This is a genomic window from Hymenobacter terrenus (assembly GCF_000972495.1).
GTDB classification, from domain to species: domain Bacteria; phylum Bacteroidota; class Bacteroidia; order Cytophagales; family Hymenobacteraceae; genus Hymenobacter; species Hymenobacter terrenus.
This window is the reverse complement of record NZ_LATM01000032.1, coordinates 38327-51861: the sequence shown is the minus strand read 5'-3', so window position 1 is coordinate 51861 and position 13535 is coordinate 38327. Positions and strand designations below refer to the sequence as shown.

Sequence of the window (13535 nt, the reverse complement as noted above, 5' to 3'; positions counted from 1 at the left end):
TAATATCCGACGCATCCTCAAGTTTTGTTAACTCAAACAGCCTCTTAGCCAATAACCCCAGAATTTGCAGGAAAACTACCCAGAAATTAGTCTCATGAAAAAGTTGATTTGGCTGCTGGCTCTGGCCGGCACTGCCTGCCAGCAGCAAGCCCCAGCTACTCAGGTCGCCGCTGCTACTGCGGCGAGGCGCCCTGCTGCTCCCCGCACGTCCAGGCCGGGCACCTTCACCCCGAGGCTGCCAGCGCTTTTCACGCCGGCCGATACTCTCACCGGGTCCATGCGCGAGCTATTGCGCCAGCACGACCTCTCCAAACTGTGGCAGAACGGGAGCGAAGAGCGCAAAATAAATCCGACATTGGAGGGCTTTTTCGGGCCCGACCACTACCGTTTTGCATTGGTGTTCAATGAGGTGAGGCGTGATGCCCAGCGGCCCGACATCTACCATGTCCGTGGCAAGAGCCACTACCGGAAAAACATCCGCTCCTTCAGCGGCCTGCTGACCGTGCGGCAAATTGTTGACTTGCCCAGGGGCTATTTCTTTATGGCTGGTGCCGGTGCCGAACTACCCGATACCGCGGCGGCCTACACCTACACGGCGCGTGCGCAGTTTCAGATAACGGAGGAAAACAGCGAAAGCAGCGGTGTTTTCGAAGGGGAAGCCGTGCTAGACTTTTACACTCTGCCGAACCCCGCTACTGCCGATTACGTGACGGCAGTGATGGGAACAGATGAACGCATGCCCGCCCGCGGCTGCGGCCTGCTGCTACGCGGCAGTCGGCTGAATAAGACCACCAAGCAAGTGAAAAAATTTGTAGTGGCCACCGACGTTTTTGCCGCGGCACCCGACATCTACAAAGACTTCGCCGTTGGTGACCGTGGTGGCGAAATCAATCCCAAATACGCCAAGCTGGGCTGGAATGAGGCCTGGGAGAATGAGGAATGGTGGGCCGACTCACCCCAACCTTCGCTCAACCTCTGAGCAGCTGGCTAAATCAACCCAAACGATGTAGCGACCCTTCGCGTCGCTACATCGTTTTTGCAGCAAAAAGTGAGCAGTTGCTTTGGGCAATTACTCCTGTAGCAGGAAGCAGATAGAAACATGCTGGGCTTGTTTAAAACCTTACCGGGCTTCAAAATAGCTTTTTGTCGCGTTGTCTGCCTTACTTTCAATCCTTAAAAGCATCGAACCCAGCAGTGTTTTCGGCCGCCGATGCGCCCGAGTGAGTTGGGATGCTGACCAGCAAAATGCAGAATGACGGACTGAAACCCGGCCAACTCAACGCTAAAGTTGTGGGCAGAAAAATATTAGCTAAGTGAATTAGTAACTTCGCCCTTGCGTTGCTAACTTCACCAGCCGAATCTGCGTTGAAATCAACGTTATTCCCGGCCGATGCCTCCCCCGATGATTAATACGAACCTCAAGTTTTGCCGGCGTGAGCTAGCCCTCACCCAAGCCCAGATGGCCGACAAGCTCGGCATCAAACGCTCCCTGGTCGGGGCTTACGAAGAAGGCCGGGCCGAACCCCGCCTCGCCACTCTCGTCAATATGGCCCGCCTCTTCGGTATCACCCTCGACCAGCTGGTGACCACCGATTTTAGCAAGAAAAAGAACGCCAAAATCATTGGCTCCCTTGGTCCGCAAGACGCCGCCGCGACCAATTCGGACGACGACACCGACCCGCCCACAAGCCCGGCCGGTGGCAAGCTGCGCATCTTGGCCCTGACCGTGGACAAGGACCAGAACGAGAACATCGAGCTGGTGCCTCAAAAGGCTGCGGCCGGCTACCTCAACGGCTACGCCGACCCCGAATATCTGGAAGTGCTGCCCAAGTTCCGGCTGCCCATGCTGTCGCAAACGGGTACTTACCGGGCCTTCGAAATCGCCGGTGATTCGATGCTGCCCATTGCCAGCGGCACGGTTATCGTGGGCCGCTACGTGGAGGATTGGACCAGCATCAAGGACGGCACACCGTGCATCGTGGTGAGCAGCAAGGACGGCATCGTTTTCAAGCGCCTCTACAACAAGGTGCGCTCCAATGCCATGTTCGTATTGCACTCCGACAACCCGCACTTCTCGCCCTACGACGTGAACGTGAACGACGTGCTCGAAATCTGGGAAGCCAAAAGCTACATCAGCAGCACGTTTCCTATTGCCGAGCTCTCGTTGGAGCGCGTGGCCAGCCTCGTGCTCGACTTGCAGCAGCAGGTGGCTCTGCTCAAAAAGGCTTAGCTCTCTCGGCCAGTTTTGCCTAATTCGCAAGCCCTTCCGCAACCGTGGAAGGGCTTTGCTGTTTTAGAGCGGCGCTAACTTCCGCGGGGTTCGGTGCGTATGCGCTTCACGCCACTTTTTTCTTTTCCTACATGCTCAAATACATTTCCGCCGCCGACCGCTACCACGCCGCTCCTGCTGCCTGGCTCAGCAGCTATTTCCTGTTTTCGTTCGCTGACTATTTCGACCGCGATAACTTGCACTTCGGGCCGCTGCGTGTGTTCAACGATGACAGTGTGGCGCCGCAGTCGGGCTTTCCGCAGCATCCGCATTCGGAGATGGAGATTGTGACGCTGGTGCTCGAAGGCGAAGTCACGCACCAGGACACGATGGGTAATAAAACGACCATTAACGCCGGCGAAGTGCAGCGCATGACGGCTGGTACCGGCTTGGCTCATTCCGAATTCAACCGGCAGGATAAGCCGCTGCATTTGTACCAGCTCTGGTTTATTCCCAGCCAGCGGGGCCTGGCTCCCAGCTATGAGCAAAAGGACCTCGCCTTTACCACAGGTCGTAAGAATGAGCTAGTACCCCTCGTAACTGGGCAAAAAGTGCTGGAAGATGTGGTGTACATGAATTCCAACAGCACCATTTACTGGGCTAATTTAAGTGAAGGCAAGGAAATCGAATTCAAAACGTTTCCCATTCGCCTCACCTTTATTTACGTAAAAGAAGGAGTCATTTTCGTTAACGGCACCGAGCTTGGGCCCAACGACCAAGCCCGTATGACCGACGAAGATGTGATGCAAATCCGCGCTACGAAAGACGCGCAGTTTGTTTTGATTGACTTGCCCGCCGCTGAAGCTAATTATTAAGTGGTCAACTATGCCTAAGCTATCTGGGCGTACCACCCAGGCGGTTGGTGGCTCTACTGAGCGAAGTAGAGACATTTCGCGTGCCACTACTGGTTGAATCGTGCAACAATACGAGCGAGATGCTTCGTCTGCGCTCAGGAGGACCGGCTCTTTGATGCTAGTCCTTTTGCCCTTACAAAGTGAATGCCCAACAAAAGCCTGGCAAATAGCCAGGCTTTTGTTGGGCATTCACTTTGTAAATCTCTCAGTTAACCAACCAGATTACGGTTCATTGGTCGTCTGTGACGAAACTTCGGGGACCGTGCCGCCGGCCACGCTGCGACGTATCACCAGCACGTACGGGTAAGTAGTGCGCTTGGCCGCATAGCCGGATTTTTGGTTGAAGATGGTCACGGTGTAGCCCTTGCCTACTAGCCGCTCGCCCTCGCACTGCACACAGTTGATGAACTCCTGCTTCAGCTTGTCGCGTTTTCGCAACTCGGCCCGCAGTTGGTTGATGCACTCGCGGTGGGTGGTTTTGTAAACCAAGTCGTAGTAGTTCTGCTGATTGCTGCGACGCAACCCCACCCAGGCTTCCGCCTGCTCTTCATCGAGTGCAATCCGGCCGGGCGTGAGGTAGGTCCAATACATAGTGCCTCCGCGATGGAGGGTCCAGCTTTCGGATGGAAGGAGTGCCGACAAGCTATCGGGGGTGATGCGGCCAGCCGCAATGCCTTTGTCCAACGGTGCCAGGGGGAGGCACTGGGCCCGTGCCAACTGGCTCCTCAGCAGGCCAGGAGCTAGGGCTAGGGCGAAGAAGAAAGAAAGACAACGGAGAGTACGCATTGCAAACGGAAAATAAGACAGGAGAGCAGGCTCCTAATTCACCGACACGCTCAGGCCGCCGTACACCAGCCGGCCAATTTGCGGGCCCCCGAATATCTGCAGGTTATTCGTGTTTAAAAGGTTGGAACCGCCAATTTCAATCGTCGTGCCAAGTTTGGGTAAGCCGTAACGTAGCTGCGCGTCAAAGGTTTGATATGCACTGAGGTAGCCGGCCGCGAAGTTGGACTCGTAGCGGTGAGCCTGGGCCCAGCGGTAGTTCATATTGTAGCCCAGGTGGCGCGTGAGCTCGCCGTACGCCCCCACGTTGAACTTGTGCTTGGGCGTGTTGTAGAAGGGCACCTCGGCGCTTGAGTTGAGGAGGAAGTTGAGCGAATAGTTGCCGGTCAGGTTCAGGGCCCGGGTGGCGGTGTAGGTAAGGCTGGCCAGCGCGCCTTGGGTGCGCACCAGCAAGTCGAGGTTACTGGCTACCACCACCACGCGGGTCGGTAACTGAGGATTCTGGAAACGGCCAGGCGCGGCGGTGGCTAGCTGAGTGAGCGAGGGGCGGCTGCCATCCACGTTGCTGATAAGCGGTATTTGCACTTCCAAATCGCGGTAGGTGCTGAAGTAGTAGCTTAGGTCGAGCACCAGGTTTTTAGAGAGCAAACCCTTGTAGCCAACTTCGTACGAGTTTACCTGCTCCAACCGCAATGGAGCCACGTCGATGGCGTAAGCAGCCAGTTCGGCGCCGGGATTGGGGCTGGTGCTGACGCGCCTCAGATCCGCTGCCAAGGCTGGGCTGTAGCCCTGGAAGCCGTTGCCAACGTTGCCCCGTAACACAGCCAAAACCACGTCAATGTTGCTGTACTGGTTCGTCTGCGAGGGTGCGCGGAATGCTTGGCCGAAGGACGCCCGCAGGTTATGCTGCTTGTCGCCGCCGAGTGAATACACGGCCGATACCCGCGGCGAAAAGGCGGTTTTGAAGTTCTTAAAGTTATCGAAGCGGCCAGCCGCCGCCAGCTTCAGCCGCTCGTCGAAAATAGACTTCGTGAGCTGGGCGTAGCCGCCGTACTCGTAGTTGCGGATGCGCTGCTTGTCGGCATTGTCGAAGAAACCGCCCTTCGAACCCAGGCGGAACTCACGGTAGGCGCCGCCCACAGTAAGGTCAGCAATACCCAGCCCGAATCTGTGCTGAGCGCTCACATCATTGAGGAAGGAGCTGGGCGTCAGGCGGGCCCCCCGGCCGGGCGTGTCATCGCGGGCAATGGTCTGGCGGAGGTTCTCAAATGCCTGCGAACCGGCGGTGAGCTGCAAAGCCGCCGTTGCGGCCTGGGCTGCCGCCTGCGCCTGGGCATCGTTGCTATTGATAGCGTAGCTCGCATTGTATGCCTCTTTATACTTCCTGAAATAGTCTGTACGGTACGTGTTGCCGGTACTTGGATTGACCGTATTCTGCATGAAACTGCCCAGGTAATCCAGGCTATAGGAGTCGTTGCCAAAATCCTGGGTTTGGAAGGCCCGTACAAACCAGCGGCTGCCTTCCAGGGCGAAGCGGTACTGGTTACTAGCAAAGTTTTTGGCGCGAAAGCGGCTGTTGTTCTGCAAAGTAGTGGTGCCTTGGGCCCGCTCAAACCCCAGCGTTGCCTTTACTTTGTCAGTGATTAGGTATGATAATGAGGGGATTATACGATAAAGTTGAGCGCGGTTGTCTTCAGCAATCAATTCGCGCTCTGTCCAGCCCGGCATAAATACAGTTCGCCCTCCTACAAAACCCTCATTATCGGCAGCATCGTTGGAATAAGTGAAGCTCAAGTCTCCGTAGCGGTTCACGGCGTCGTAGCCTAGCCCCGAGCCGGCGGGATTGTTCACCAGCACGAGCCGGGAAGTTTGCTGGGCGCTGTAGTTCTGCGCAATCCAGTCGCGGGCGGTTAGGTAGCTGCCCGTCAGCTTGAAGGCCCAGCGCCGGCCCAGTCGATGCGCGTAGCGCAGCTGTCCGTCGAAGTATTCGCGCTGGCCACCGCGCAGCCGCACGCTCAGGCCCTCATCGGTAAAGGCGTCGCGTGAGTTGAGCAGCACCACCCCGTTGAAGGCATTGGCGCCGTAAAGAACTGACGATGGTCCGTAGAGCACTTCGACGCTGGCCACGTCGATATCGGGCAGGCCCAGGGAGTTGCCCGCACCGGAGCTGAGGCTCGGTAGCTGCACGTCCATGTAGTCAACAAGTTGAATTACCCGTTCCGAATAAGCCGAGTTGAAGCCCCGCGTGCTGATGCTATTGGTTAGCATGCTGCTCACGTTCACATCAATGCCTTTGAACCGCGTCAGGCTGCTAAGCAAGTCGGGCTGACTGAGCTGGCGAATTTGGGTCTGGTTGACTTTCTCTACTGTCACGGGTACGCGCAGGATGTTTTCTTCCTGGCGCGAAGCCGCTACCACAATCTGGTTGGTCGCGGCCCGGGCCGGAATCAGCGTCACGGTTACCGACTCGTCGGGCTGCTGCACTGTTACAGTCTGGGTTTCGTAGCCCAGGTATGATACATTGAGTGTGAGGGGAAACGTAAGGCCCGTCACCGGAATGATGAAGCCGCCGTCACTATTGACGCCCGAGCCTAGAAAGGTGCCGTTTATTAGCACGGTGGCGCCGGGTAGTGGCTCATCACCTTCGGTAATTACCCGGCCGCTCACCTGGATGGCCCCTTGGCTCCAGGCTGGCCAGGGAGAAAGTAGTAGAAGCAGAGCGAAAAGAAAAAAGCGGTATGAGTGCTGCATGTGGAAGGATTAAGGATAGAAGTGGCAAGAGTAAAAGACTAGCACAAAGCAAGTCAGGGTAGTATTTAGGATGACAGAGAGTAGAAAAGAGATGTCTTGTCGCTGAATTTGTCCGCAATTGGCACAACTAGCAGGACAAACCGGAATGCGGTGGGACCAGTCAGAGTGCGCTCACCGTGCTAATACGAGCTATAACGAGCATTTGGACTTAGGAAATTAGTCCTTAGTACGGCAGCTAAAAGCAAGAGTTAGTAGCCTATTAGCAACACGTAGGTTGCGCTAAAATTAGATTCAAAGTATACAGCGTTCCCACTAAGGAAGAGCTTGTTATACCTTGTGCAGGCTACAACCAATAAAGAGCTTTTGCTCTATCTAATTGGATGATTTATTCTATTCCTTTAAGTTATTAATATAATTTATTGAATGAAAATAAATTGAAAATCAAAGTTAACTGTAAATAATATAAACTGTGCTTTGCAAGCGCAATGGACTGCCTTTTTTCTAACCGATGCTTGAATCACGCGACTTTTGTTGTGTGATAATGCTAGTAAAGAATAATTACTGTTTTCCCACTTCTTTGCCACAGTGGTTAGCCAAGCATTTAAGTAGTTTCCAGGCGGGAGCTTTGAATTAAATTAATAGGCTGGTGCTCGCCACAAGCCTGCTAGTGGTTTTATTTTCAACACCCAAGTTGCAGAATGTTGGCATAGTGGTAGTACCTAATAGGGCAAGCTGCCGCCATCATGCGGTTACTCTGTAACTCGTATCAACTAGTGCTATTGTGGCGAAAGAAGTACGGCTACGGCACAATTAAAAATTGTACGAAACGCCAGCCGAGTAGCCCGTTGCTTTGCCGATGTTGCGGCCCGCCACGTAGGTGTTGGCGCCTAGTACCACACCGATGCCCTTCGCAATGGGTCGGTACACGCTGGCGCCAAGGCGGATGTAGTTGACGCGGGTGGAGGGAAATAATCCCGTGAAGCCCGCTTCCGAAATGTCGATGCCGCCGTTGGACTCCTGAAAGGACGCGAAGCCTTCGATGTAGGTTTTGGGACCGGCGTAGCCAATCTTAGCTTCACCAATCAGAGCGTTGGGTACTGGCCCGGTGCGCAGGCTGTAGCCCACCTGCCCGGTGGCAAAGATGCCGGAACTGGTTTTGAGGTGGAGCACGCCCGCCGTGGAGTACTTCGTGGCGCGGTTGCCAATGGCGATGATGTAGCCGTAGCCACTATTTGTCTGGTAATTGCTGACGGGAGTGCTGACGCTCACGACGCCCAGTAAGTCCAAGATGCTGCTGCCCAGTTCGACCGAATAAGACTTGAACTTAAGGATGCCGGTAATGTCCTGCAAGCCTCGGCGGACGTTGGTATAGCCTCCTGCTGGGTTTGTGCTGCTCAAATCGGCGATTACACCGGCGTTGGCTTTACCCTTTGACTCAATGTACGGCAGGCTGACAATGACGTCAATCTTGTCGCTGAGGCCGTAGGTGCCGTAGAGGTTGAGCGAATTGACGCGCACTTCTCTGAAAATAGGTACTCCCTCAATCTTTTCAGGAGCTAGGTACACGTCATCATAGTTTTCGGTAGTGCCCGATAGTACTATCGAACCGTGACCTTTGCCGGCCATGAAGCCGCTCACCAAGCTTTGCGCCCGGGTAGAAGGAGCAAGGCCAATCAGTAAGAATGTGCCGAAAAGCAGCGCGGAGCCGTTTCGCATAGGAGGAAAGATTTAATAAATGAAAATTTGGTAGACTCTGTATCGCCCGGAGGAGAAAAGTACTGCTAAACTGGCAAACTATGACAAAATTTACGCACAAGTTTAAAGCGCCAGGTCTACCTTAGCGCAATCTAAGCGGTTTTAAAACCCGTTTATTGCCAGTTGCTTGGAAGCCATACATTCGTAAGCCCGATAAAATCTGCATTTTACCCGATGAAAAAAAAATCCACATTTAAGGCTGGTGTTTTAGGGCTCGGCTTGCTGACGCTGGGAGGGTGCGCAAAAAATAAAGAAGTTGAGCCTTCTATTACCAATATTGCGGTCACTAACCCAGATTTTCAGACCTTGGAAGATGCAGCTATCCGTGGTGACGTAGCTTTTCTACTCGGTAACAAAAATGCGGGTGACCCATCGGGCAATTTCACGGTGTTTGCACCTACCAATGCGGCCTTTGCCCGCCTGGGTATTCGTGAAGCCGTGGACCTGACGGCTCTGCAGCAGCCGTTCTTACGCAGTACGTTATTCTATAATGTATTTAATGGCACATTACCGAGCAGCGCCCTGGCTCCGGACGCTACCTCGCCCTCCGCGCTGGGGCCAACGCGCCGCATTATCCGTCGGGCTGATGGCAGCTTGTATGTAAACGGCTCCAAAATCCTGAGCACCGATGTGCGGGCGGCCAACGGGCTGATTCATCCCACTGACAAAGTGCTGCTGGCCACAGGCGTTAATATTGTTGAATCGGCAGTGGCATTGAGCACGGGTAAGGTCTTCGTGAAGCCAGAGTTGACACTGTTGGTGGCGGCAGTGGTGAAGTGCAACTTGGCGGGAGCCTTGTCGGGGCCCGGCCCATTCACGGTGTTCGCACCCACCGACCAAGCCTTCAAAGATGCCGGCATTGCCAGTGTGGAGGCCATTAATAGCATGACACCAACGCAGGTACAAGACTTAACCGCCATTCTGTTGAATAACGTGCTGGTTAGCGCTCCAGGTGCCATGCTCGGTGATAAGTTCACCCCCGAGCTGCCGGAGAATACTTCCGTAACGGCCTTGGGCGGCGGCCCGCTGCAGCTGGGCACTTTCACCAACGGCCTGACTACTGTGAAAGGGGCCAAAAATACCGTCCCCGCCAACATGGTAATTCCGGACGTGAAATGCACCAATGGAGTAGTACACGTTATTGACCGCGTATTGCTGCCGTAACCAGATTCATGGCGATAGCGTTATTGCAATTGCAAGATAAAACAGCGCTATGCCAAGTCAATCGGTGTGGGAAGGAGATGGTGTGCGGATGAACATGTTGAAAAAGATTATTTGCTTTACCGGCAGGTGGGGCTTGTGGACGGGGCTATTGCCCGCCTGGGTAATGGGCCAAACGATTGTGCCCAGCAGACCCGCTGCTGTGGATACCGTAGCTAAGCCAGCAGTAGCTTCAGTGGCGGCTGCTTCGGCCTCATCGGCTCAGGGGCTGGCGGGAGTTTGGAAGGGGCCGTTGTCCATTCCGGGCGGAAGCCTGCCCATTGCGATAACTATTTTGCAGCCGGGCGCCAACAAACTAATTGCCACGCTGGATTTGCCCGCCAAACGCCTTAACCGCATTCCCGCTTCGGTCACACTGCGGGGAGATACGCTGGTGTTTTATGCCGCGACGGCCGACTGCCGATTTACCTGCATGCAAGGGGGCGAAGGACAGGAATTGCGCGGAACCTGGTCGCAGCCCGGCTTACGGGTGCCGCTAACCTTGCGCCGTGTTGCCGATGGCGCGGCGCCGGTGCTGGCAAGTACGAAGGTTACACCAGTCACTGCGACTACTTACCACACTGAACAAGTAACCCTGACCAGCCAGCCCGGCAATGTGTCGCTGGCCGGCACGCTGAGCATCCCCGATGGCGCCGGGCCTTACCCGGCCGCAGTGCTGCTCTCCGATATGGGCAGCCAGGACCGTGACGCGCGGCAGGGCAACTACCGTATGTTTGCCGAGCTGGCGGCCTCGCTGGCCCGCCAGGGCATCGCGGTGCTGCGTCTCGACGACCGGGGCGTGGGCCAGTCGGGCGGCAATGGCAACCTGGCCACTACTGCCGACCTTGTGCACGATGCCCAGGCCGCCCTTACCTACCTGCGGCTACGGCCCAACCTCGACCCGGCCCGCACGGGCTTTATCGGGCATGGCGAGGGCGGCAATGTGGCCCTGCTGGCTGCTGCGCAGCCATTGCCACCTTCGTTTGTAGTTACTCTGGCCGCGGCGGGGATAATGGGGATGGAGTTGCTAGCCAATCAGGCCGAACCTGCGGCCACGCCCGCCGATACTGCCCGGGCTGGGGCCGCACGGCGTCAGGCCTGGGCCGAAGTCCTCGCCAAAGCTGCCAAGTTGCGCACCAGCGGCTCCAACGCCGCGCAGGTGGAGACATACATCGCGCAGCAGCGCCTGAAAATCAAGAATGAGGAGCGCAAGCAGGCCGAAGCCACCCTCAAGTTTCGGCGGACGATGCTGGAGATTGTGCGCCAAACGGCCAACGACGACCAGGCCCAGGCCATTGTGGTGAACATGCTGCGCCAGCGCTACCCCGACCTGGACCCTGCCCTGATGCGCAGCCGGGCCACCCAACTCACCACGCCCTGGTACCGCTACTATCTCAAGTTCAACCCCCAGCTGACCTTGGGAGACGTGCAATGTCCAGTACTCCTCCTCAACGGCGCTGAGGATACCGAAGTAAATGCCACCACCAATATGCTGGCGCTCGACAAAGGCCTGCGGGGCAACAAGCGCGTGACCATGCGCCGCCTGCCCGGCATCAACCACTGGTTTCAGCAGCCCGCCGCCGAACAGCTGGCCGCGGCCGATGGCAGCATTAATATCGTCCTTGCACCTGTGGTATCGGACACCATCCGGGACTGGGTTTTGCAGCAGGCCGGAAAGTAGGAGCGGTGCATCGGCCTTTCTTGCTGCGAGGCATGAGCTGCTGTGTATTTGGTTGTTAAGGAAGAAACAGCAAACAATAAAGCCCGAGTGGCCTGGCACCCGGAGTGCGTCACTTGCGTGGTGCAAGTATCGCTCTCCGGGCACCAGACCGCTCGGGCTTTATCACTCTTGGGTTAGCGAGGGCGCCGTATCTGGTGTGACCGACCTCACCCCCAACCCTGAACCCTGGTTCGCGTGATACGCGAAGCCCGCGGAGAGGGGCGCCGAATGGTCTGGACAGGCGGGTAAACCGCTCTGTTTTTTGCATTAGCCAGCAGATATAGTTCGGCTCAGCACGAAGTTCTTATTCTTTCTAAATAGCAACTACATGGTGTATTTCCGGCCCTTGTTCTGCGCTTTCAAATAGGTCATCAGCGGTTGGAAATAGTCAACCATGGCGCGGGCGGAGAGGTCTTCGCCGGTCTTTTCTTTCAGCACTACGCGCCAGTCGCGGCTGGAACCGGGGCGCATGATGTCGCGCAGGAAATTGCCGACTTCCTTGTTGCCGTAGTAGTTAGTGGCATGTGGGTCCTGGTGCAGGATGTTCCGGGCAATGTGGTCGTGGAGCTGAAACAGGATGACATAGCTCAGGGCGTAGTCGTAGTACTGGGCGGGGTCGTCGTTGATGTGGGTCTTAGTGGCGGGGTCGAGGTTGCTTTCACCGCGCGTGGCGGGTGGCACCATGCCCTGGTACTGCTTGCAGAGGGCCCACCACTTGGCGTTGAGCTGATCGGCGGGCAGCTTATCGGCGTAGAAGCCATTCTCCCACTCGCTCATCACGCCCGAGGCGAAAGGAATAAACACGACGTAGCTTAGGGCCTCTTTCAGAAGCTGCTGGGTTTGGTCGGTCTTGGTATTAGGGGCCACCAGGCCCAGGCCGGTCAGGAAAGGCTTCTGTTTGGCGGCCAGGCCCATCATCGTGCCGATGGCTTCGTGGTAGGCGCGGTTGGCGCCCTGGCGGAGCAGGGGCGGCACGTCGGGGTTGGAGTAGGTTTGGTAGTAGAAAATGTGGCCCAGTTCGTGGTGCGCGGTTTCGTACCATTCGGTGTTGGCTTCCACGCTCATCAGACTACGCAGGTCGTTATTCAGGTCGATGTGCCAGGCCGAGGCGTGGTTGTTCTTCTTGTAGCCGGCGTCTTTGGGGAGAGGATAGAGGCTGCTTTTCTCGTAAAAGGAAGCTGGCAGCGCCGGGAAGCCCAGGCTTTGGTAAAATCGTTCGCCTTGCTTCACCTGCCACTCGGCGCCTTTCTTGGCGAGCACCGCATCCAGGTTCAGGCCTTTTACGTCCACCATCGAGCCCCAGTCCTGGCCCCAGCGGTTGGGCAGCCAGTGGGCGGGCAGGTAGTCGGGCACCTGCTTCACCTTGTATTTCTTCGCCAGTTCGTAGCGCGCGTAGGTATGTAGCTCGCGGTAGAGCGGGCGCAGCTCCGTGTTGATTTTGCGCACCAGGGCCATCATTTCATCCCGCGTCAGGCCATAGTCGCTGGCTTGATAGGTGAAATAATCGGGGTAGCCGAGGGCTTGCACGGTTTGGTTGCGCAGGTCGCGCAAGTTCAGCAGCCCTTCTTTCAGGGTGGGGCCGATGGCCTTGCTGGCTTCCCACACGGCCTGGCGCTTCTGTGGGTTGGTTTCCTTGCGCAGCAGCTCGTCGAGGTCGTTGGTGCTGACAGATTTGCCGGCGTATCTGTAGTCGAAGCCGTACAGCTTTTCCGTCTGGACGGCCTCGGCCTGAATACGGTTTTTCACCACTTCGGCCACGGTTTGCGGGTTGTTGGCGGCAAGGTAAAGGGCCGTTTCCAACTGCTTGACTTGAATATCGGTTAGGTCGGCTTTGTGGGTGAGCAGCTCGCGCAGCTGCTGAATGTTGGCGGCACTACCGGTGAAGGCGGCCATGCGCTGGTTGGCGCGGGTAGTGGCCCCGGCGTTGGCCGTATCGCCGGCTACGATGTGCGTGTTGGAACGCCATTCAGCCTCGCTGGAAGCTGTGATGAGGCGCACGTACTCAGCGTTGTAGTCGGCCAGAAATTCAGTGGCAATGGCGCGGTAATCGGGTGGGGCCGGGGTGGCTGGTGGTGCGGGGGCCGCAGCGGGCGTGGTGGCTACGGGTGTTTTCACGGTGGGCGCGCAGGCAGCCAGTGTGGCGGCCATTAGGAGTGGAAGCAGATGCTTTTTCATCCTACAAATAAACGTAGCACACCGCCTT

At 56.5% G+C, this 13535-nt stretch carries 9 protein-coding genes; 5 read left to right on the top strand and 4 right to left on the bottom strand.

Annotated features, from left to right (window positions below):
• Positions 1-94 precede the first annotated feature (94 nt).
• The 3 genes from WX88_RS23070 to WX88_RS23060 all read left to right on the top strand — a co-directional run bounded on the left by WX88_RS23070 (position 95) and on the right by WX88_RS23060 (position 3084).
• A complete protein-coding gene (locus WX88_RS23070) occupies positions 95-979 on the top strand; it encodes a hypothetical protein (RefSeq protein ID WP_046246785.1) in 885 nt (294 codons plus the stop codon).
• Between the two features lie 423 nt (positions 980-1402).
• The gene (locus WX88_RS23065; RefSeq protein WP_046246784.1) at positions 1403-2230 is read left to right on the top strand and encodes a LexA family transcriptional regulator; all 828 of its coding nucleotides are present in this window, start codon (positions 1403-1405) and stop codon (positions 2228-2230) included.
• Between the two features lie 131 nt (positions 2231-2361).
• A complete protein-coding gene (locus tag WX88_RS23060) occupies positions 2362-3084 on the top strand; it encodes a pirin family protein (protein WP_046246783.1) in 723 nt (240 codons plus the stop codon).
• Between the two features lie 261 nt (positions 3085-3345).
• Here the strand turns inward: WX88_RS23060 and WX88_RS23055 are convergent, their stop codons facing one another.
• The 3 genes from WX88_RS23055 to WX88_RS23045 form a co-directional block, all read right to left on the bottom strand.
• Complete coding sequence (locus tag WX88_RS23055; protein ID WP_156176368.1) at positions 3346-3909, bottom strand: hypothetical protein; 564 nt, start codon at positions 3907-3909, stop codon at positions 3346-3348.
• A gap of 33 nt (positions 3910-3942) precedes the next feature.
• Positions 3943-6657, bottom strand: coding sequence for a TonB-dependent receptor (locus tag WX88_RS23050; protein WP_046246781.1), 2715 nt, complete (start codon positions 6655-6657; stop codon positions 3943-3945).
• Positions 6658-7467: 810 nt separating this feature from the next.
• Positions 7468-8373, bottom strand: coding sequence for a hypothetical protein (locus tag WX88_RS23045; RefSeq protein WP_046246780.1), 906 nt, complete (start codon positions 8371-8373; stop codon positions 7468-7470).
• 213 nt (positions 8374-8586) lie between these two features.
• Between WX88_RS23045 and WX88_RS23040 the strand changes: the two genes are divergently transcribed.
• Positions 8587-9576: a fasciclin domain-containing protein gene (locus WX88_RS23040; protein WP_046246779.1), complete on the top strand. Its 990-nt coding sequence runs from the start codon at positions 8587-8589 to the stop codon at positions 9574-9576.
• A 49-nt stretch (positions 9577-9625) separates the two neighbouring features.
• Complete coding sequence (locus WX88_RS23035) at positions 9626-11293, top strand: alpha/beta hydrolase (protein ID WP_082116256.1); 1668 nt, start codon at positions 9626-9628, stop codon at positions 11291-11293.
• A gap of 363 nt (positions 11294-11656) precedes the next feature.
• Here WX88_RS23035 and WX88_RS23030 read toward each other — a convergent pair whose 3' ends face one another.
• On the bottom strand, positions 11657-13480 hold the full coding sequence (locus WX88_RS23030) for a M2 family metallopeptidase (RefSeq protein WP_231590774.1): 1824 nt from the start codon (positions 13478-13480) through the stop codon (positions 11657-11659).
• Positions 13481-13535: the final 55 nt, after the last annotated feature.

What these genes read in the sequence shown, in the direction of transcription:
- WX88_RS23050 (WP_046246781.1), bottom strand. Translation starts at nt 6,657, where the DNA reads ATGCAGCACTCATACCGCTTTTTTCTTTTCGCTCTGCTTCTACTACTT.
- WX88_RS23035 (WP_082116256.1), top strand. Translation starts at nt 9,626, where the DNA reads ATGCCAAGTCAATCGGTGTGGGAAGGAGATGGTGTGCGGATGAACATG.
- WX88_RS23040 (WP_046246779.1), top strand. Translation starts at nt 8,587, where the DNA reads ATGAAAAAAAAATCCACATTTAAGGCTGGTGTTTTAGGGCTCGGCTTG.
- WX88_RS23070 (WP_046246785.1), top strand. Translation starts at nt 95, where the DNA reads ATGAAAAAGTTGATTTGGCTGCTGGCTCTGGCCGGCACTGCCTGCCAG.
- WX88_RS23065 (WP_046246784.1), top strand. Translation starts at nt 1,403, where the DNA reads ATGATTAATACGAACCTCAAGTTTTGCCGGCGTGAGCTAGCCCTCACC.
- WX88_RS23045 (WP_046246780.1), bottom strand. Translation starts at nt 8,373, where the DNA reads ATGCGAAACGGCTCCGCGCTGCTTTTCGGCACATTCTTACTGATTGGC.
- WX88_RS23060 (WP_046246783.1), top strand. Translation starts at nt 2,362, where the DNA reads ATGCTCAAATACATTTCCGCCGCCGACCGCTACCACGCCGCTCCTGCT.
- WX88_RS23055 (WP_156176368.1), bottom strand. Translation starts at nt 3,909, where the DNA reads ATGCGTACTCTCCGTTGTCTTTCTTTCTTCTTCGCCCTAGCCCTAGCT.
- WX88_RS23030 (WP_231590774.1), bottom strand. Translation starts at nt 13,480, where the DNA reads ATGGCCGCCACACTGGCTGCCTGCGCGCCCACCGTGAAAACACCCGTA.